Annotated in this window: 16 protein-coding genes and 1 tRNA gene; 7 read left to right on the top strand and 10 right to left on the bottom strand. The window is 60.3% G+C overall.

Annotated features, from left to right (window positions below; translation table 11 throughout):
- Positions 1-33 precede the first annotated feature (33 nt).
- Both desA and JFT87_RS05680 read left to right on the top strand, forming a co-directional pair.
- On the top strand, positions 34-1221 hold the full coding sequence (gene desA, locus JFT87_RS05685) for a delta-9 fatty acid desaturase DesA (RefSeq protein ID WP_201199565.1): 1188 nt from the start codon (positions 34-36) through the stop codon (positions 1219-1221).
- A 365-nt stretch (positions 1222-1586) separates the two neighbouring features.
- Positions 1587-2576 (top strand): GGDEF domain-containing protein, encoded by a 990-nt coding sequence (locus JFT87_RS05680; protein ID WP_201199563.1) that lies wholly within the window; start codon positions 1587-1589, stop codon positions 2574-2576.
- 173 nt (positions 2577-2749) lie between these two features.
- On the opposite strand, the gene JFT87_RS05675 is transcribed toward JFT87_RS05680, so the two are convergent.
- The 3 genes from JFT87_RS05675 to gabD form a co-directional block, all read right to left on the bottom strand.
- On the bottom strand, positions 2750-3964 hold the full coding sequence (locus tag JFT87_RS05675) for a response regulator (RefSeq protein WP_201199561.1): 1215 nt from the start codon (positions 3962-3964) through the stop codon (positions 2750-2752).
- A 137-nt stretch (positions 3965-4101) separates the two neighbouring features.
- Entirely contained in the window at positions 4102-5379 is a 1278-nt protein-coding gene (gene gabT / locus JFT87_RS05670) for a 4-aminobutyrate--2-oxoglutarate transaminase (RefSeq protein WP_201199559.1), read from the bottom strand.
- A 199-nt stretch (positions 5380-5578) separates the two neighbouring features.
- The gene (gene gabD / locus JFT87_RS05665; protein ID WP_201199554.1) at positions 5579-7021 is read right to left on the bottom strand and encodes an NADP-dependent succinate-semialdehyde dehydrogenase; all 1443 of its coding nucleotides are present in this window, start codon (positions 7019-7021) and stop codon (positions 5579-5581) included.
- A gap of 440 nt (positions 7022-7461) precedes the next feature.
- Between gabD and JFT87_RS05660 the strand changes: the two genes are divergently transcribed.
- A tRNA-Arg gene (locus tag JFT87_RS05660) sits at positions 7462-7538 on the top strand.
- 77 nt (positions 7539-7615) lie between these two features.
- Here the strand turns inward: JFT87_RS05660 and JFT87_RS05655 are convergent.
- The 7 genes from JFT87_RS05655 to JFT87_RS05625 form a co-directional block, all read right to left on the bottom strand.
- Positions 7616-7876, bottom strand: coding sequence for a hypothetical protein (locus JFT87_RS05655; protein ID WP_201199551.1), 261 nt, complete (start codon positions 7874-7876; stop codon positions 7616-7618).
- 20 nt (positions 7877-7896) lie between these two features.
- Positions 7897-8493 (bottom strand): hypothetical protein, encoded by a 597-nt coding sequence (locus JFT87_RS05650; RefSeq protein ID WP_201199546.1) that lies wholly within the window; start codon positions 8491-8493, stop codon positions 7897-7899.
- Complete coding sequence (locus tag JFT87_RS05645; RefSeq protein ID WP_201199544.1) at positions 8490-9071, bottom strand: RNA polymerase sigma factor; 582 nt, start codon at positions 9069-9071, stop codon at positions 8490-8492. The genes JFT87_RS05650 and JFT87_RS05645 overlap by 4 nt, the downstream gene beginning before the upstream one ends.
- 17 nt (positions 9072-9088) lie before the next feature.
- Entirely contained in the window at positions 9089-10774 is a 1686-nt protein-coding gene (locus JFT87_RS05640) for a vWA domain-containing protein (protein WP_201199542.1), read from the bottom strand.
- A gap of 97 nt (positions 10775-10871) precedes the next feature.
- Positions 10872-12206: an OprD family outer membrane porin gene (locus JFT87_RS05635; protein ID WP_446739724.1), complete on the bottom strand. Its 1335-nt coding sequence runs from the start codon at positions 12204-12206 to the stop codon at positions 10872-10874.
- A gap of 99 nt (positions 12207-12305) precedes the next feature.
- The gene (locus JFT87_RS05630) at positions 12306-13700 is read right to left on the bottom strand and encodes an amidase (RefSeq protein WP_201199538.1); all 1395 of its coding nucleotides are present in this window, start codon (positions 13698-13700) and stop codon (positions 12306-12308) included.
- A gap of 50 nt (positions 13701-13750) precedes the next feature.
- Positions 13751-15064: an MFS transporter gene (locus JFT87_RS05625; protein WP_201199536.1), complete on the bottom strand. Its 1314-nt coding sequence runs from the start codon at positions 15062-15064 to the stop codon at positions 13751-13753.
- Between the two features lie 238 nt (positions 15065-15302).
- On the opposite strand from JFT87_RS05625, the gene JFT87_RS05620 reads away from it, so the two are divergent.
- The 4 genes from JFT87_RS05620 (at position 15303) to JFT87_RS05605 (ending at position 19060) form a co-directional block, all read left to right on the top strand.
- Positions 15303-16232, top strand: a complete 930-nt coding sequence (locus tag JFT87_RS05620) for an asparagine synthetase A (protein ID WP_201199534.1) — start codon at positions 15303-15305, stop codon at positions 16230-16232.
- Positions 16233-16297: 65 nt separating this feature from the next.
- Positions 16298-17371 carry an LLM class flavin-dependent oxidoreductase gene (locus tag JFT87_RS05615; RefSeq protein ID WP_201199532.1) on the top strand — a complete coding sequence of 358 codons (1074 nt, stop codon included), beginning with the start codon at positions 16298-16300 and terminating at the stop codon, positions 17369-17371.
- Positions 17364-18608 (top strand): MFS transporter, encoded by a 1245-nt coding sequence (locus tag JFT87_RS05610; RefSeq protein WP_201199530.1) that lies wholly within the window; start codon positions 17364-17366, stop codon positions 18606-18608. Before JFT87_RS05615 ends, JFT87_RS05610 begins: the two co-directional genes overlap by 8 nt.
- Positions 18605-19060, top strand: a complete 456-nt coding sequence (locus JFT87_RS05605; RefSeq protein ID WP_201199528.1) for a cobalamin B12-binding domain-containing protein — start codon at positions 18605-18607, stop codon at positions 19058-19060. The genes JFT87_RS05610 and JFT87_RS05605 overlap by 4 nt, the downstream gene beginning before the upstream one ends.
- The last annotated feature ends 22 nt before the right edge of the window (positions 19061-19082 follow it).

Here is a 19082-nt window from a genome sequence, read left to right as displayed (position 1 = left end):
CTGTTTTTTTATTTATCGAGGGCCCTATAGCCTATGTGGTACGAAGGTTTTCTCGGCTTGTCGCCCTGGTCACTGGTGGCAGTCACCCTGCTGATGACCCATGTGACCATTGTTGGTGTCACGGTCTATCTGCATCGCTATTCAGCCCATCGCTCCCTGGAGCTCAATGCCGGCCTGAAACATTTCTTCCGCTTCTGGCTGTGGCTGACCACGGCGCAGAACACCCGCGAGTGGACCGCCATCCACCGCAAGCATCACGCCAAATGCGAAACCGTCGATGACCCGCACAGCCCGGTCATCAAGGGGCTTTCCACCGTGTTGCGCAAGGGCGCCGAGTTGTACCGCGAAGAAGCGGAAAACCCGGAAACCCTGCGCATCTACGGCAAGAACTGCCCCGAAGACTGGATCGAACGCAACCTCTACAGCCGTTACCCGTTGTTGGGCGTCGCGATCATGGGCGTCATCGACCTGCTGCTGTTCGGCACCATCGGCATCACCATCTGGGCCATCCAGATGATGTGGATCCCGGTCTGGGCCGCCGGCGTGGTCAATGGCCTGGGCCATGCCATCGGCTACCGCAACTTCGAATGCCGCGATGCGGCAACCAATCTGGTGCCTTGGGGCATCCTGATCGGCGGCGAAGAACTGCATAACAACCATCACACCTACCCTAACTCGGCAAAATTGTCGGTGAAGAAGTGGGAATTCGACCTCGGTTGGGCCTGGATCCAGGTCTTCAGTTTCTTCCGTCTGGCCAAGGTCCAGCGCGTTGCGCCGATCGCCCACCGGGTTGAAGGCAAGGGCAATCTGGACATGGACACCGCCATGGCCATTCTCAACAACCGCTTCCAGATCATGGCGCAGTACCGCAAGTTGGTTATCGCGCCGCTGGTCAAGCAGGAGCTGGAAAAGGTCGATCACTCGGTCCGTCACCAGTTCCACCGGGCCAAGCGTTTGCTCTCGCGGGAAACCAGCCTGCTGGATGACAAGCACCATATCCGCATCCAGAACATGCTCGAGCACAGCCAGGCGCTGAAGGTAATTTACGAGAAACGCCTGGCCTTGCAGCAGATCTGGGTCAAGACCAGCTCAAATGGTCACGATATGCTTGCCGCTATCAAGGATTGGGTACACGAAGCCGAAGCCAGCGGGATTCAATCCCTGCGCGACTTCGCCGACCAGCTGAAAACCTACTCCCTGCGCCCTGCAGCGCCTGTCTGACCTGTAGTCACAGGCAAGCCTCTGAACCGAGGCTTGCCTGTGGCGAGGGGGCTTGTCGGAACGCCACACCGCCCCGTTCGGCTGCGCAGCAGACGCAAACCCAGACGACGCGTTTCAACTGAACAAACGCGTCGCCATTACCGCCCGGCGGGAGCAAGCTCCCTCGCCACCCAAGGCGGGAACTAAGCTCCAAATCCCCTATCTCAAAGACACTTCGCCATCCAGGCGGGCCGGGACCTGTTATCAATTCTTTCCCACACCAAGCGTGATGCGCCTGCTGTGGCACAAGAAATAATTGATAAAAGGCCCACGTTGTGGCCGCTTTCGAACCTCCGAGCGGCGCACGCCCTTTGAGATTTATGCCGATGGTCACTAAAAACCTACAAGACTCATCCCATCCGCAGTGGCCCGAGGCAGCGCAAACCCTGATGGCACTGATGCATGCCCAAGGTGAAGTCGCGCGCCTTAGCGAACGCGAACAACTGTTCAGCTCCTTGCTGGTCAGCGTCAACGCGGTGCTTTGGGCATTCAATTGGGAAACCCGTCAGGTGCTGTACGTCAGCCCCGCCTATGAACGGATTTTCGGCCGTTCCGCCGGCCTGTTGCTGGCCGATTACAACCAGTGGCGCGACAGCATTTACCCCGACGACCTGGACTACGCCGAGCGCAGCCTGGCCGAAGTGCTGGTCAAAGGTGCCGTCGAAGACCGCGAGTACCGCATCATCGCGGCCGACGGTCAGGTGCGCTGGCTCAGCGACAAGTGCTTCATCAACCGTCAGGCCGACCCTGGGCAACCGGTGATCATCGTCGGTATTGCCGAGGACATCACCGAAAAGAAGCAAATGGAAGCCGAGCTTCAACGCTTGGCGACCACCGACGTGTTGACCCAAAGCAGCAATCGCCGACACTTCTTCGAGTGCGCCCATCGCGAGTTCGAACAGGCACGGCTGCAAGGTGCGCCGCTGGCCTTCCTGCTGCTGGACATTGATGACTTCAAGAAGGTCAACGACACCTACGGCCACCCGGCGGGCGACACTGTGCTGCAACGTATCGCCGAGAGCGGTCGCGCGACATTACGCCGGGGTGATCTGTTCGGGCGAATCGGCGGCGAAGAGTTCGCGGCGATATTCCCGGGTTGTGCGCCGGACATGGCCATGCAAGTGGCCGAGCGCCTGCAGCGAGAGATTCAGCGATTGAGCTTCAGCCATGATGAGCAGACCTTCGGCATCACCGTCAGCCAGGGCCTGACCCGCCTCACCAGCGACGACGAAAGCCTCGATAGCCTGTTCGCTCGCGCGGATGCGGCGATGTATGAAGCCAAGCGCCAGGGCAAGAACCGGATTATCTCCGCCTAACGACTTTCCGGCGCAACTGAACTCCTGTGGCGAGGGGACTTGCCCCCGTTCGGTTGCGCAGCAATCGCAAAACCAGAGAGCACGGTTCACCTGACAGATTCCGGTTGCAGGACTCAGGGCCGCTTCGCAGCCCAACGGGGGCAAGCCCCCTCGCCACAGGGTTTGTGTGATGGCTACTTTTTGCGTAGTCGCATCAGCTCTGGCAATCCGATCTTAAGCAACCGCGCCGTCCGGCTCTTCGACAGTTCCTCAATGCCCTCGTGTTCGGTCAGGCGCGCCAGTTGCGCGGCCATGTTCATCACCAGTGCTTCGCGCGAATAAACCCCGCCACCGAGCTGGTAGACCGCCGCAATCAGCTCCCGCAGTTCCAGCGGCAGACGCCAGCGCGTGCGCAGCGCCGAACCGTAGCCCGCGCCGAACGCGGCCAGCGCCTCACCGACCTCTTCCCATTCATCCAGCTCGCCACCGGCCTGCTTCCATTCCTGCAAACAACGCAGCAACGCCAGATCGCCGAGGCGATGCAGCATCCCCGCGCAATAGCAGCGCTCCTGGTCCAGGTCCAGTAAACGCGCCAGGGTCCGGCCATATTCGGCCGTACGCAGCGACAAATCCCAATAACGTTCGGCATAGTCCGCCAACTGCGGATCACTGAGCCGCGCACAGCGCTTGAGGGCCAGGCCCAGAATCAGGTTCATGCTTTGCGCGGTGCCCAAGCGAAGCAGCGCCTGGGACAAGGTTTGCACCGCGGCGCCATGATGCTGGGCCGCACTGTTGGCGGCGGCGATCAGCACCGCAGTGATTTGCGGATCATTGCGGACCTCAGCTTCCAGCAGCGTCAGATCGAGACCATTGGGGTTAAGGCTGCGTTTAACCGCCAGTTGCACATCGGTCATCAACGGCGCGCCGTCCGTCTGCTCACGTCGACGTTCCAGATACACCGACAAGGTCATGCCCGGCGCCAGCGTGGGTGCCTCGCAGGACACTTCTTCCCCAGCGTTCAGTAGCAGTTCCTGCAAACGGTGAGTCAGGTTTTCCATATCCAGAGGTTTGGTCAGATACGCGGTGGGCGCCAAAGGCAAGGCTTCACGCACACTGGCACTGTCGTTGCGGTTGCTCATCAGAATGAACGGCAACGGCGGATTACGTTTGCGCTGACGCACGCTACGCAAGACGTTCAAGCCATCGATACCGGGCAATTCCCAGTCGACGATCACCAGATCGTAAGGCACGGTCGCCAGCAGTTCCATCGCCTGCTGGCCGTCGGCACACAGATCCAGCCGTGCGTCGCAACGCACATTCAACAACACCTGCTTGAGCAGGTCGCGGGACCAGGGGTCGGCCTCGGCAATCAGCACACGCGGTACAGCGGGTAAAACCACAGCGGTCATTCGCACACTCCAACGGCAATGCATGAACCTTAGTCAATGCTGGCCATTCGATACAACGCATTTATCCTTGATGTGTTTCAAGACCATAAAAAAACCCGCCGAAGCGGGTTTTTTGTCGATCAGGTCACACTTGGCGATCAGAGCTCAGAGAAACACTCTTCGATGATCGCCAGGCCTTTGTCCAGTTGCTCGTCCGGCGAAGTCAGCGGTACCAGGACGCGCAGAACGTTGCCGTAGGTGCCGCAGGACAGCAGGATCAGGCCCTTGTCGCGCGCCTTGGCCACAACCGCTGCCACTGCAGGCGCGTTCGGCTTGTGGCTGTCGCCGTCGACAAACAGCTCAACCGCGATCATCGCGCCCAGCGCACGGACTTCGCCGATCACCGGGTACTTGGCCTGGATGGCTTTGAGGCCAGTCACCAGACGCTCGCCAACCGCTTTGCAGCGATCCAGCAGGTGTTCTTCTTCGAACACTTCCATCACGGCCAGGGCCGCGGCGCAAGCGATCGGGCTACCCGCGTAGGTGCCGCCCAGGCCGCCTGGAGCAATGGCGTCCATGTATTCAGCCTTGCCGCACACACCGGCCAACGGGAAGCCGCCAGCGATGGATTTGGCGAAGGTGGTCAGGTCGGCGGACACGCCCATCTGTTCCATGGCGAAGAAAGTGCCGGTACGGCCAGCGCCGGTTTGCACTTCGTCAGCGATCAACAGAATGCCGTGCTGGTCGCACAATTCACGCAGACGCTTCATGAACGCTTTAGGCGCGACGTAGAAACCGCCTTCGCCCTGAACCGGCTCGATGATGATCGCAGCGATGTCACGCGGCTCGGCGTCGTTCTTGAAGATGCGTTCGATGCTGGCGATCGAATCGTCGACGCTCACACCGTGCAGTTCATTCGGGTACAGCGCGCGGAAGATGCCGCCTGGCATCAGGCCCATGCCGGCCGAGTAAGGCACGACTTTACCGGTCAGACCCAAGGTCATCATGGTACGGCCGTGGTAAGCGCCGGTGAACGCGATCACGCCAGCACGGCCAGTGGCGGCACGAGCGATTTTCACAGCGTTCTCTACAGCTTCGGAACCAGTGGTCACCAGCAGAGTTTTCTTGGCGAAATCACCTGGCACCTTGGCGTTGATTTTTTCGCACAGTTCTACGTACGGTTCGTAAGCCAGCACCTGGAAGCAGGTGTGAGTCAGCTTGTTCAGCTGCGCGGTCACGGCGGCGATGATTTTCGGGTGCAGGTGACCGGTGTTCAGCACGGCGATACCGCCGGCGAAGTCGATGAACTCGCGACCTTCAACGTCGGTCACGGTGGCGTTCTTCGCGGATTCGGCGAAGATCGGGTGAATCTGGCCAACACCGCGTGGTACAGCGGCTTCGCGGCGTTTCATCAGGGATGCGTTAGTCTTGCTCATAAAGTCCTCATTCACCGCTCATCGGGCGGCGTGGTTCAAGGAAAATGCGGCGGGGAGGCAACTACGGCAGCATGCGATGATCGACTGCCACAGCTTTCCCGGCCACAGAGAAAATTCCATTTGAAACGCAGAAAGGGACAGCGCTCTCGTGCCCTTTCCGCTTGAAGCAATGCCTTGCCGGCGCTTATCTATTAAGAGCTTAGATGCCCAGGCAGAGGTATTTGATTTCCAGGTAATCTTCGATGCCGTACTTGGAGCCTTCACGGCCCAGGCCCGACGCCTTGATGCCGCCGAACGGCGCGACTTCGTTGGAGATCAACCCGGTGTTGACGCCGACCATGCCGTATTCCAGGGCTTCAGCCACACGGAACACACGGCCCAGGTCACGGGCATAGAAGTACGAGGCCAGACCGAACTCGGTGTCGTTGGACATCGCGATCACTTCGGCTTCGTCCTTGAAGCGGAACAGCGGCGCCAATGGGCCGAAGGTTTCTTCCTTGGCCACGGCAGCGTTCTTCGGCACGTTGACCAGAATGGTCGGCTCAAAGAAGTTGCCTTCCATCACCTTGCCACCGGCCAGAACGGTTGCGCCTTTGCTGATCGCGTCAGCAATGTGTTCTTGAACCTTGGCCACGGCTTTTTCGTCGATCAGCGGACCCGTGGTGGTGCCTTCTTCCAGACCGTTGCCGATCTTGAGTTTGGCCACAGCCACTTTCAGCTTCTCGGCGAACGCGTCGTAGACCGAATCCTGAATGTACAGACGGTTGGCGCAGACGCAGGTCTGGCCGTTGTTGCGGTACTTGGAAATGATCGCGCCTTCGACGGCCTTATCCAGGTCCGCGTCGTCAAACACGATGAACGGCGCGTTGCCGCCCAATTCCAGGGAGACTTTCTTGATGTCCTTGGCGCATTCCGCCATCAACTGACGACCGATTTCGGTCGAGCCAGTGAAGGACAATTTGCGCACGATCGGGTTGCTGGTCAGCTCGCTGCCGATATCGCCAGCGCTACCGGAAACAACGCTGAACACACCGGCAGGGATGCCGGCACGCTGAGCCAGCTCAGCCAGTGCGAATGCGGAGAACGGAGTTTGCGAAGCAGGCTTGAGCACCATGGTGCAACCGGCGGCCAGGGCCGGGCCGGCTTTACGGGTGATCATCGCGGCCGGGAAGTTCCACGGGGTGATTGCAGCGGTCACGCCGATTGGCTGCTTGATCACGATCAGGCGCTTGTCTGGCTGGTGACCCGGAATCACGTCACCGTAGATGCGCTTGGCTTCTTCGGCGAACCACTCGATAAAGGAAGCGGCGTAAACAATTTCGCCCTTGGCTTCGGCCAATGGCTTGCCTTGCTCGAGGGTCATCAGGCGAGCCAGGTCGTCCTGGTTCTCGATGATCAGTTCGAACCAGCGACGCAGCTTGTTCGCACGGTCCTTGGCGGTCAGTGCACGCCAGGCCGGCAGCGCTTTGTCAGCGGCTTCGATCGCACGGCGGGTTTCGGCAGCGCCCATTTTCGGCACGGTGCCCAGAATTTCGCCCGTTGCCGGGTTATTGACCTTGATCGTCTGACCGTTGTCCGCATCAACCCAAGCGCCATCGATAAAGGCTTGCTGGCGGAACAACTGGGAGTCTTTAAGCTGCATGTCGGCTTTCCTTAACAGCACCGCGACCAGCGCGGAGCGAATTATGATTGTAGAAAGGCGCCCTATAGGCTGCCGTCAGGGAAATCATTCACCGGGTGTGGCGCATCAACCGTGGACATTTCGAACCACCAGCGCTGCAACACCCATCAAAGAGCGTTTGAAATCTCAAACGGATCGTAGGATCAAAGGGGGTAAAGGACAATAGGTCGTTCGAAAAAAGAACAAAAACGCCGCGTTTGTGGAAATTTTCAGATCAACGCGCCAAAAGCCTTCGCCCCAACAAAACCTTAGATCAACCACACCGAAGCGCCAAGCGAGGGTTTTGCAGGACGTTACAGCTTTATGGAATGCAGCGATTTCAACCGACACGCGCACTCACAATCCACGCCAAAACCCAGCATGGACGCCCCGAGCCGACCTAGGTATCATGGCGCCCGCTTGCACCAGTAGCTCAGCTGGATAGAGTACTGCCCTCCGAAGGCAGTGGTCGTGGGTTCGAATCCCGCCTGGTGCACCATTGATTTAAACGAGAAAGCCCCGGACTGTGATGGTCCGGGGCTTTTTTGTGGCCAATGAAAAGACAACCGAACGACGCTACTCCGTCGTCCAGTCAAACTCATCGTAATCGTCGTCATCCTCTTCTTCCTCCCCAGCCTCCTCCTCAAAAACCTCGTCTTCATCAACGACATCTTCTTCCGGCTGGTTCAGCAGAAACTCCTTACGCGCCTCGGTAATCGCCCGGCGTATTTCCGGGTTGTCGAGCAGTTGGGCAATGCGGTCAATTTTCGATGCCACGTTGTCCTCCAGCGTATTGGCAATGGCCCGATATTGCGCGTTTTTGCGGGGCAATGCCAAATGGCTGAGGGTTCAGGGGGTCATTTTTCCTGCAACTGTTCGAGTCGGGTGTCGAGATCGGCGTTCGGGTAGCGTTTGTGCAGGTTGTTGAACAGGCTGTCGGCCGCTTGCGACTGGCCGGATTCGCGCAGGCGCAGGACTTCGCGCAGTTGCGCGTCGAGGCCGTTGGCTGGCGCTGCGGCACGTTTGCTGAACTTGGTTTCGTCAGCGCTGAGCGCTTCGCTTTGCATCGGTTTGGCCATTTCCATCATCGGCGCCGGAGCCGGCATGGCACTGGCCGGGGCGGACAAGCGGTGCAGTTGTGCACCGCCCTCCTCGGCCATCGGCACGGCGAGACTTGGGGCCGGGGCGTAGTCGTACTGGCGCTGCGGTTCGGGCACGCGTTGCACCAGCGACAGCATCAAGGCGACGCCGACCAGACTGGCGAATGCCACTTGCCAGCGTGGTTTACGGCAGGCCTGAAGCCAGCGTTGCCCCAGCGTCGGTGACACGGCCGGGGTTTCTCGGCGTGCGGCATTCAAAATGAATGCATCGAGGTGCGCGGGCGGCTCGCCGTCATGCTGTTCGCGGACATGGTTGATCAGCGGATCTTCGGGTGTCTTGCGGGCGTCAGTCATGTCAGTACCTCCTCGGCCAGCAGCCGACGCAGTTTTTGCTGGGCGTAGCGTAAGCGGCTTTTGACGGTTTCCAGCGGTGTTTCGGTGAGGCTGGCGATTTGTGCCAGGTCAAGATCGCCGTGGGCGCGCAGCAGGAACACTTCGCGTTGTTCGGCGGGCAAGGCTTGCAGGGCGGTTTCGAGGCGCTGGGTGTCGCGGCTCAGGCTCAGCAGTTGCTCGGGGTCGGCGGCGTTGTCGATCACGGCGTGGGCCTGTTCGTCGTAGCTGTCGTGCAAAGGGTTGTGGATGCCATGTTTGCGCCAGTGGTCGATCAGTCGGTTGCGGGCAATCTGGTAAAGCCAGGTACGAAAATTCGCCCGGCCTTGTGGCTGACTGGTGCTGCGGATCAGGCTCAGCCAGGTGTCCTGGTAGACCTCTTCGGCGAGTTCGGCTTTGCCGCTGAGGCCGAGGAGGAATCGATAAAGTCCCTGGCGATGGCGGGCGTACAAGATCTCGAACGCCGGCCCGTCGCCCGAGCGATAGCGCGCCAGCAGCGATTCGTCGCTGCTGGCATCGGTGCTCATTTCAGGAGCAGTCATATCAGCGATGATCCCTTTCACTCGATCCGGTTGGCATTGGACACCTGATTCGATGCCGTGGAAGTACGCAGGCTCTGGGCCAACTCGACCAATTGCACGAACTCCGCGCGCAGACCAAAGCGGTCATCGCCCCGAGCGCCTCGGGCCAGGGCTTCGGTGTCTTTCAGGCTGAAATCGCCGGTGTAGCGTCCGTCCTTCAGTTGCTGAGAAAACGCTGCAACGGCCGCCGCAAATCGCAGGTCTTCACTGGCTGGCGCCGCGCTATTAACAATAGGATGCTCGATCAAGCGACTGTTCCCACCTTCAGGCAGTTGATATCGCACACGCAGCATCGCCATTTCCCCAGACTTCCCGGAAACGCCTGATGCAGCATCGCCATAGCGCAGCGGTTCCAGCCAACCCTTCTCGCCCTTCGGCACAATTTCGTACAACGCCGTCACTGTATGCCCTGCACCGATTTCGCCGGCATCGACCTTGTCGTTATTGAAATCTTCACGGTTCAACGCGCGATTTTCATACCCCAACAGCCGATATTCGCTGACCTGCGCCGGGTTGAACTCCACTTGCAGCTTCACGTTCTTCGCCACCACGTCGAGGGTCGAGCCGAGTTGATCCACCAACACTTTGCGCGCTTCACGCAGATTGTCGATGTAGGCGTAGTTGCCGTCGCCAGCGTCGGCCAGTTGTTCCATCAGGTGTTCATTGTAGTTATCCACACCAAAACCCAGGGTGGTCAGGGAAACGCCCGTCTTGCGTTTATCCACAGCCATTTGCTTGAGGCTGTCGAAGTCGCTGACGCCGACGTTAAAGTCACCGTCGGTGGCCAGCAGGATGCGGTTGATGCCTTTGGGGATGAAGGCCTGTTGCGCCATTTGATAGGCGAGCTCGATGCCCGACGCTCCAGCGGTTGAGCCACCCGCAGTTAATTGGTCGATGGCTGTACGAATTTTCGCTTTTTCCCGTCCGGATGTAGGCTCCAGCACCACACGTGTTTCGCCGGCATAGACCACCAGCGAAACCCGATCCTGTTCGCGCAGTTGATCGACCAGCAATTTCAGGGTGCTTTTGACCAGCGGTAAACCCTCACGGCGATCCATCGAGCCCGAAACATCTACCAGAAACACCAGGTTCGCCGGGGCCAGCTCGGCCACCGCACGGTCCGAGGCCTTGATGCCGATGCGCAGCAATCGGGTGTGCGGGTTCCACGGCGACGGCGCCAGTTCAGTGGTCACGCCAAACGGCGAGCCATCAGTGGGCAAGGCGTAATCGTAGGGGAAGTAATTGACCATTTCCTCCAGCCGCACGGCGCCTTCGGGCGGCAAACGCCCCTGATTGAGCAAGCGACGGACGTTAGCGTAAGCACCGCTGTCGACGTCGGCGCTGAAGGTTGAAACCGGCGTCTCGGCGACACTGTGGATCGGGCTGTCGGCAAGTTTTTGATACTGCTCGCGCGGCTCGTCGCGATAGCCCTGTGGATAACTGTCGGCACTCGGCATTGCCACGAAACTGGCCATCGGCGCCAGATGCGCCATGCGCTTGGCCATCGCCCCTCCCGCCATTAGCGCTTCGTGTTGAACCAGCACCTCAGGTTGCGCCGGTGGCGGCACCGCGGCGGATTCCGGAGGGGCGGGCACACCACAGCCACCGAGGGCCAGCAAAACACCGACCGCAACAGGGCGCAAGAAAGGCAGAGGAAGAGACATGGGGCTGACCTCGGGATGAAATTGAGCATTCATCCACTGAGACGGCCAGCCCTTCCGATTCGGGTTAATCCCGTTGAAAAAATTTACCGGGGATAAATCAAAACAGATTGAACGGCACGTTCGCCACCAGGCGGAACTCGTCGTAGCTGCCGTCGATCTGTCCGCCACTTGCCCGGTGGTTGTAGACAATGCTGCGCAACACGGTGTTTTTCAGCCTGCCGGACTGCACGACATAGGCAACCATCAAGCCGTTTTCGTTGTGCTTGGCACCGTCGAGCCCACGCACGTTGTAGCCGGTGTTGTGGCCGTTGCGATCACCGCTGTAATGCGTGCCGTCGATGCCCCAACCCTTGGCGTGCCAGAGGCTGGCGGTCAGGCCCGGGACACCATAAGTGGCCAGATCAAGGTCGTAGCGCAACTGCCAGGACTTTTCGTTCGGGCCGTTGTAGTCCGAGTACAGTGAGTTGGCCATGTAGTTGCCGGTGGACTCCCACACATAGTCAAAGTATTCGTCGCCGAACACCTGCTGCCACGCCGCGGTCAGGCCATGGGCGCCGTGGGCGGCCGTCATTGCCAGACTGTAGGCGTCGTTGTCGATGTAGCCCAAACGCTGTTCGCCCTGATCGCGGGTACGGTAGTAGTTGAAACTGGTTTTCAGGGCCAGATCCGCGCGATTGCCGACCACGTGGGTCGCGCCCAGATAATATTGTTGCCACATGTCTTCGAAACGCGAGCCGTAGGCGCTGAGTGTCAGCCCGGCCGGCGCGGTGGCGGTGCCTCCCAGGTAGCTGATGCGCGAACCGCTGTAGGCGCGATTGCCGAAGGTTGTAGTGAGGCGCTCGCTGCCGCTGCCGGTACGCGGGATGGCGCGCTCGAAACTGCCCGCTTGCAGCGCCAGCCAGTCGAGCTCGTTGCTGTTGATCGCAACGCCCTGAAAAGTCGACGGCAAGGCACGGTTGTCTTTGTAACGCAGGATCGGGTTTTCCGTGAGCATCCGGCCGGCCTTGAGTTCGCTGCTCGATACGCGCAGCTTCAAGTCACCCACCCCCAGACGACTCCAGGTCGGCAGGGCGTCGCCATCGCTGTCGACAAGCACACGGTCACCACCGTTGGCGACCGCGCCATGGCCACGCTCAAGCGTGACAGCGCTGAACAACGCCGCATCGACACCCACGCCGATCAAGCCCTCGGTGTAGCCGGAGCTGTAGTTGAGCATGGCGGTCTGCACCCACGTGACGCGCTCGCGGGTTGGCTCTGCGACGCCATCCTTTTTGATCACCAGGTGCGTGCTGCGCTGGGTGTGCTGATTGGAATAGTAGTGACGCAAATTAAGGTTCAGGTGGCTGCCATCCAGCAGCCCGGTGGCTTGATCCTGCGGCGCTACCGGTTCGGCGGCCCAGCCGGGCTGGACGACAGCCAGCATCGCGATCATTGCGCGAGGTGCATGTGATTTCATCGGAACGTGCCTGTAAAAATAAGGCGCACCGCGCAGGCGCCGGGCGCATGAGCGGTACACCACAACCATCGGGTATCAGCGAGGCGGCGCGGACGGCCAGTGTTTGATCGGACCGCGCCAGTTTTCGTAAGCCTTGGCGCACTTCAACAACCACTGATCGGCGAACCGTGGGGCAATCATTTGCAGGCCGATCGGCATGCCCTGCGTGGTAAACCCGCAGTTGATCGACAGGGCGGGTTGCTCGCCCATGTTCCACGGCACGGTGAACACTATGTGTTCGAAAGGCTGGCGCGGGTCGTTGCCCGGCGAAGGCCACTCGGCCGGGAAGCTGCTGACCTGATTGGTCGGCGACAACACCAGGTCCAGATCGTTGAACACCGTGGCGCAGCGCCGACGAATTTCGAACGTCTGGTTGAAACCTTCGACGGCTTGCACCGCGTTCATCTGCGCTGCCGTCGCGGCCCACTCTTCGATGTAGGGCAGAACCTTGCCGCGTTGCTCCGGGCTCAGGGCTTGCAACTGCGACAACTGGCGGGCACGCCAGAAGTCATCGAGACCATCGAGCAAGCGCCGATCCATCACCGGCCCGATCAATTCCACTTGTGCACCATTGGCTTCGAATAACCGTGCAGCCTGACGCACGGCGTCACACACTTCGCTGTCGGGCTGGAAGCCGCAACCGGGATCGAGCATCAGGCCAATTTTCAAACCTTGCATCGACGGCGTTTGCAGGTCCCAATCCAGCAACTGCGCCGCAAGGCTGGTAGCGTCGCGAGCATCCGGTTGCGCCAGATATCCCATCATCAATGCGCAGTCATCGACCGTGCGCGTCATCGGCCCGGCACAGCGACCGGTGTAATACGGATCAATGGGGATCCGCCCCAGGGTTGGCTTGAACCCCACCAGGCCACACCAGCCCGCCGGCAGCCGCACCGATCCACCGATGTCGGTACCGACATGCAGCGGGCCATAACCGGCCGCCGCCGCAGCGGCTGCGCCGGAACTCGAACCTCCCGGATTACAGGAAACGTCCCAAGGGTTGCGGGTGATGCCATGGAAACTCGACAGTCCCGACGACAGCATGCCGAAGTCCGGCACCGTGGTTTTGCCGAGGATGATCGCTCCGCTTTCACGCATGCGCGCAGCCGGCGGTGCGTCTTCGGTCGCGGCCACCAAGGTGCTGGCGCGAGACCCCTGAGGAATGCAATCGCCTTGGGTGGCGATCAGTTCCTTGAGCGTCACGGGCACGCCGTCGAGCCAGCCGCGCGGCGCGCCTTTGCTCCAACGTTCGCTCGACGCACGCGCCTGCTCGCGGACACGCTGCGGATTGAACGCGTAAAGTGCACCGATGCTCGGCTCCCAACGTTCGATGTGGGCCAGCAGGTGATCGTAATACTCCAGCGGGGACAACTCGCGACTGGCGAACAAGGCCAGCAATTGCGTCGCCGGTAAATCATGTAAATCCATCATCCAATAGCCATCCGTGCCAGACCCAGGGAGCCCATCCTGCAACGACTGCCTCAACGCTCCGGCACCAGCGACGGTGCGTTATGAACGGGCTCGCGCCCGCCAAAATACGTGGCGCAACCGACACCCACCGCGCCCATCACCACGCAGTACACCATGCACACCCAAGGGCTCCATGGCATCAGTGCGATCAGCAATAACGGTGTGGTGCTCGCCCACAGCGCGTAGGCAATGTTGTAGGTAAAGGAAATGCCCGACACACGGATATGCGCCGGAAACAGGCTGACCATCACCGACGGCACGGCGCCGACCACGCCGCAGCTCAAACCCGCCAGCGCATACGCCAGCCCCAGCCAACTGCCACCGCTGATCAGGCAGCCATAAAGCACGGCAATACCGACCGGCAGCAATACGCTGTAAAGCTTGACCGTGCGCCAGGCGCCGATGCGGTCGACGATCAACCCGGCGATCACGCAGCCAATATTGAGAAAGACGATGCCCAGACTGCTCAGACCAAACGTGTGGCTGGGGGTCATGCCAAAGCTCTTTTGCATGACGGTCGGGGTGATCACCACCAGCACCACCACCGCCGACGTCAGCACGCAGGTCAAAATGAAGGCCGGCCACAAGCGGTGCCGGTGCTCGCGCAACACGGTGCGCAACGGCAACTCGGCATCCGCCTCACGGCGTGCCTGCAACGCCACGAACACGGGCGTCTCGCTCAGCCAGCGACGCAGCCAGACGCCGATCACGCCGAACAACCCACCGAGCAAAAACGGCAAGCGCCAGGCGTAATCGAGAATTTCCGCGGGAGTAAACAGTTGCGCCAGCAGTGTCGCGGTCAGCGCGCCGAGCAAATAACCGAAGGTCAGTCCGGCCTGGAGAAACCCCAAGGCGTAGCCACGATGCCCCTCCGGCGCGTGCTCGGCGACGAACACCCAGGCGCTCGGCACTTCACCACCCACCGCCGCGCCTTGCAGCACCCGCAGGACCAGCAATAACAAGGGAGCGAAATAACCGATGTGTTCGTAGGTCGGCATGATGCCGATCAGCAGGCAAGGCAACGCCATCATCAGAATGCTCAGGCTGAACACCCGCTTGCGTCCCAACTGATCGGCAAAGTGCGCCATCAGGATCCCGCCCAGCGGTCGCGCCAGGTAGCCAGTGACGAAAATCCCGAAGCTTTGCAGCAGTCTCAGCCATTCCGGCATCTCTGGCGGAAAGAACAGTTGGCTGAGGGTCAGCGCAAAAAACACGAAGATGATGAAGTCATAGATTTCCAGGGCACCGCCAAGGGCGGCAAGGCCCAGGGTCTTGTAGTCAGACCTGGAAAACTGATGGGGTCGCGAGCCGTTAAGGGCAGTCATGGGCCAACTCTGAATAGACGAATGAGAGAGCGACGCCGGCCAGCGAAGTTCGCCATGAACCTGCCCACTCGTGCGCCACCTGATCAATTTCAGCAGCGCGATATCGTCCATGCAAAAGCGTCGTCGGACAACCAAACCCGAGCTCTGTGCTGCTTTTTAGTGGAAATCTGTACATTGAGTTTTCGTTCGATTAAACAATAATCAGGGCCTCCCTAACTCCCTGAATATTTGGCCAATCATGGAAGAAATTACCCGTAACTTCGTCGATTTTGCTAATCCAGACATAGAATCCATTGCCATCATCCGGGGACGCGTCCTTCAAGCCTTGCAGCAATATCTGCTCGAGCGCGACTTCAAACAGTTGATGCCGATCCTGATGTCGCCGATCACCGATCCGTTGAACCACGCGGTGTATCCGGCCGAAATCCAGTACGAAGAACGCCGTCTGAAACTGACGGCCAGCATGATCTTCCACAAGCAGTTGGCACTGACCGCCAAGGGCCACGAAAAAATCTTTATCGTTGCGCCGAACATTCGTCTGGAAAAGGCCGAGATCAAGGATTCCGAGAACCACCTGCTGGAGTTTTCGCAGTTCGATTTCGAGATCCGCGATGGCGACATGCACCAGGTCATGGCCCTGATCGAAGGCCTGATCAAGCATGTGTTCAGCGAAGTCAGCCAACACTGCGCCGCCGAGCTCGCACAGCTTGGCCGCCAACTGCCGCACTTCGCCACGGCGTTCCCGATCTACAGCTCCGACGAACTGCGCGCCGAGCATGGCGATGACTTCGAGAAAATCATGTCGGCGAAAGCGCATACGCCGTTCTTCGTCACCAACTACCGCCGCGAGTTTTACGATCGCGAAACCCCGGGCAAACGCGGTGCCTACAACAACTATGACCTGATCTATCCCGATGGCTACGGCGAAGCCCTTTCGGGTGCCGAGCGCGAGTTCGAATACGAGCAGATCGTCTACCGCATGAACGAGCTGTCGATGGACCTTGAGCCGTTCGCCAACTACCTGGAAGTCGCTCGCCGTGGCTTGTTGCACCCAAGCGCCGGTGGCGGCCTGGGCATCGAGCGCCTGCTCAAATTCATTTGCGGCAAGCGGCGCATCCGCGACGTGGCGCTGTTCGACCGCACCGTCGGTACCAGCTTCCTGTTCTGATCCGGACTGATTCACCACGCCTGCTCCCGCTCCGGCGGCGGCAGGCTGTGCCATGGAGAAACACAATGTCTGCACCACTGCGCATTCACTGGTGCTCACCGCTAGACAGCGGTCAGCAAAAGGCCTCGGAAAAGTACAACACCGGCGCCCTCGATTTTGCCGGTATCGTCGACTTTGCCCAGGAAGCCGATGAGCTGGGCATCGACTCGCTGTTGATGGGCATCAGCTATCACATGCCCGATCCATTGCCGATGATTGGCGCGCTGGTCCGCGAGACCGAGCGGGTCAAATTCATTCTGGCCTACCGTCCCGGCCTGGTGCCGCCTACCTTGTTCACGCAGATCGTCAACACCGTTTCGTGGATGTCCGACAAGCGCATTTCACTCAATCTTGTGGCCGGTATTTCGCCGGATGAGCAAGCCTATTACGGCGACTTCGTTGCCCACGACGGACGCTATGAGCGCACCGGCGAATTCCTCGACATCCTGCATCGATTCTGGAACGGCGAATCACCGCTGACCTATCACGGCGCCCACTACCGCATCGAAAAAGCTCAGTTGGGCCTGCCGTTCAAGGACGCTGAGCGTCCGCGTATTTACCTCAGCGGCGCCTCCGACATTGCTCAACAGATCGCCATCAAGCACAGCGATTGCTGGCTGCGTTACGGCGATACGCCTGAAGGCATTGCCGAGGCCAGCCGCACTGTTCTGGAGTCGGGTCGCTCGGTGGGTATCCGCATGCACGTGCTCGCTCGCGAAACCCGCGAAGAAGCGCTGGCGGCCGTCGAAAGCATGATGGAAAACCCTGACGAACAGCACCGTGAATGGGTCCGTGAATTTGTCGGCCGTTGCGATTCGGAAGCGGTGAAAACCTCGTTCCGCCTGGCGGAGAAAGCGCAGCACGACTGGCTGTCGCCGATGCTCTGGTCGGGCGCGGTGGCGTATCGCGGCGGCCCTGCGTTATGTGTGGTCGGGAGCTACCAGGAAGTCGCCGAATACTTGTTCGAGTACAAGAAAGTCGGCGTCAGCGAGTTCATTTTCTCCGGCTGGCCAACCCGCGACGAAATGCGCCGTTTCTGCAAGTACGTGCTGCCCTATTTGCGCGAACTGGAAATGGTCTGGGATCGCGATCATGCCTGAGGCCAGCGTCGATGCTCGCAGCAGTGCAATTCGCTGGTTCGGTGCCGGGCTGTTGTGCGCGTTGCTGGCAGAACAGACCGTGCTGTTTGCCGTGCCACTGATGATTTACCAACTGACCGGCAACGTGCGCTATTCCGGCGTCGCGTTTGCCCTTGAATGGTTGCCGGCACTGATCGCCTATCCGTTCGCCGGCCTGCTCGCCGACCGCTTCGGCGGTCGCCTGCTGTTTCGCGCAGCCAACACCGCGCGCGGCTTGAGTCTGGGCATCACTCTGTGGATCTGCTGGTATCAGCCGCAGTGGATGATCTGGGCATTGATCGGCAACGGTATCGTGCTCTCGGTGTTGATGGCGCCGGTGCGCATGGCGGTTGAAAAAAGCGTGCCGCTGATCGCCGGTCCCGAACGTCTCGCGCACTGTCAGTCGCTGGTGCAGAACATGGAGCTGCTGGCCATGGCGCTCGGCCCGGCACTCGCCGCCGGCCTGGCGATGTACACCGACAAACGCTGGTTGCTGGGCCTGGCAGCCGTGGCGCTGGTTGCCGCAGCGCTGTTCTGGAGAGGCCTGCCAACAGCACGAACACCTGCCAGCGGTCCGAGCAGCGTGTTCAAGGATCTGGCCCTCGGCTGGCGCCTGTTGCTCGGCAACCCGCCAGTGCTGACCCTGGCCGGCCTCAACTTCACCATCAACCTGGCATTCGCTGCGGTGCTGAGCGCCAACGCGTTTGTCATCAGTGGGGTATTCAGCGCCGCCGACGGTGTGTTCGGTCTGATGAACGCCGGGGCCGGCGCCTTGGGCCTGCTGAACTTCATTCTGGTGCCGCGGCTGTTGGCGCGCATGTCGATTTATCGACTGGGTGCGCTGGGCTTCGCCTTGCTGTGCCTGGGCTTGATTTGCATGGGCGTGGCCAACGGCGTGTTGCTGTATGCGCTGAGCTTTCTGCTGGCCATGGCCGGTTGTGCGTTGTTCAACGTGTTCAACCGTACGCAGCGGATCAAAGCGATCGAGAGAGCCCACCTGGGCAAAGTCATGGGGCCGTTTTATCTGGTCAACCTGCTGTCCTATCCGCTGGGCGGCCTGTTGACCGCCAGCGTCGGCCACGTTTACGGCGCACAGGTGCTGATTCTGGTGCTGGCACTGGTGCTGACCGTCCCCGGCACTCTGCTGTTCATCTTGACCACCCGGCGTTTCCAACTGGCCTTGGGTGGTCCGTCGCTCGCCATGGAGGCATCCCAATGAAAGCCCTGCCGCACTGCCTGCTCGCCACGGTCGAGTCCGACTCGCACATGTGGAACCTGGTGTATTTGCAACTGTGGCTCGCCGAGCATGGTTTGAACGTGAAAAACCTTGGCAGCTGCACGCCGATCGACGCCGTGCTCACGGCACTCGAGCAGCGCCGCACGCACCTGCTGGTGGTCAGCAGCGTCAACGGCCACGGCTACTCGCAAGGCCTGGAGCTGATTCGCCAGGTGCGCCGGAAGCACCCGCATTTGCCCTGCGTGATCGGCGGCAAGCTGACCACTTCCGAGGAGGAAACCCTGGTGGTTCGCCAACCGTTGATCGAGGCCGGCTACAACCAGGTATTCGTCGGCCCCGACGCGATCGACTCCTTCAGTGGCTACCTCGGCACGTTGCACGCACCCGCCGACGCTGAACCCGCACCCGCCATTAGCGTGCCGTCCTGGGGTTGATCCCCACCACGGCTGACTTCGC

The organism is Pseudomonas sp. TH15, from assembly GCF_016651105.1.
GTDB lineage: Bacteria > Pseudomonadota > Gammaproteobacteria > Pseudomonadales > Pseudomonadaceae > Aquipseudomonas.
This window is presented reverse-complemented; position numbering and strand designations above follow the sequence as displayed.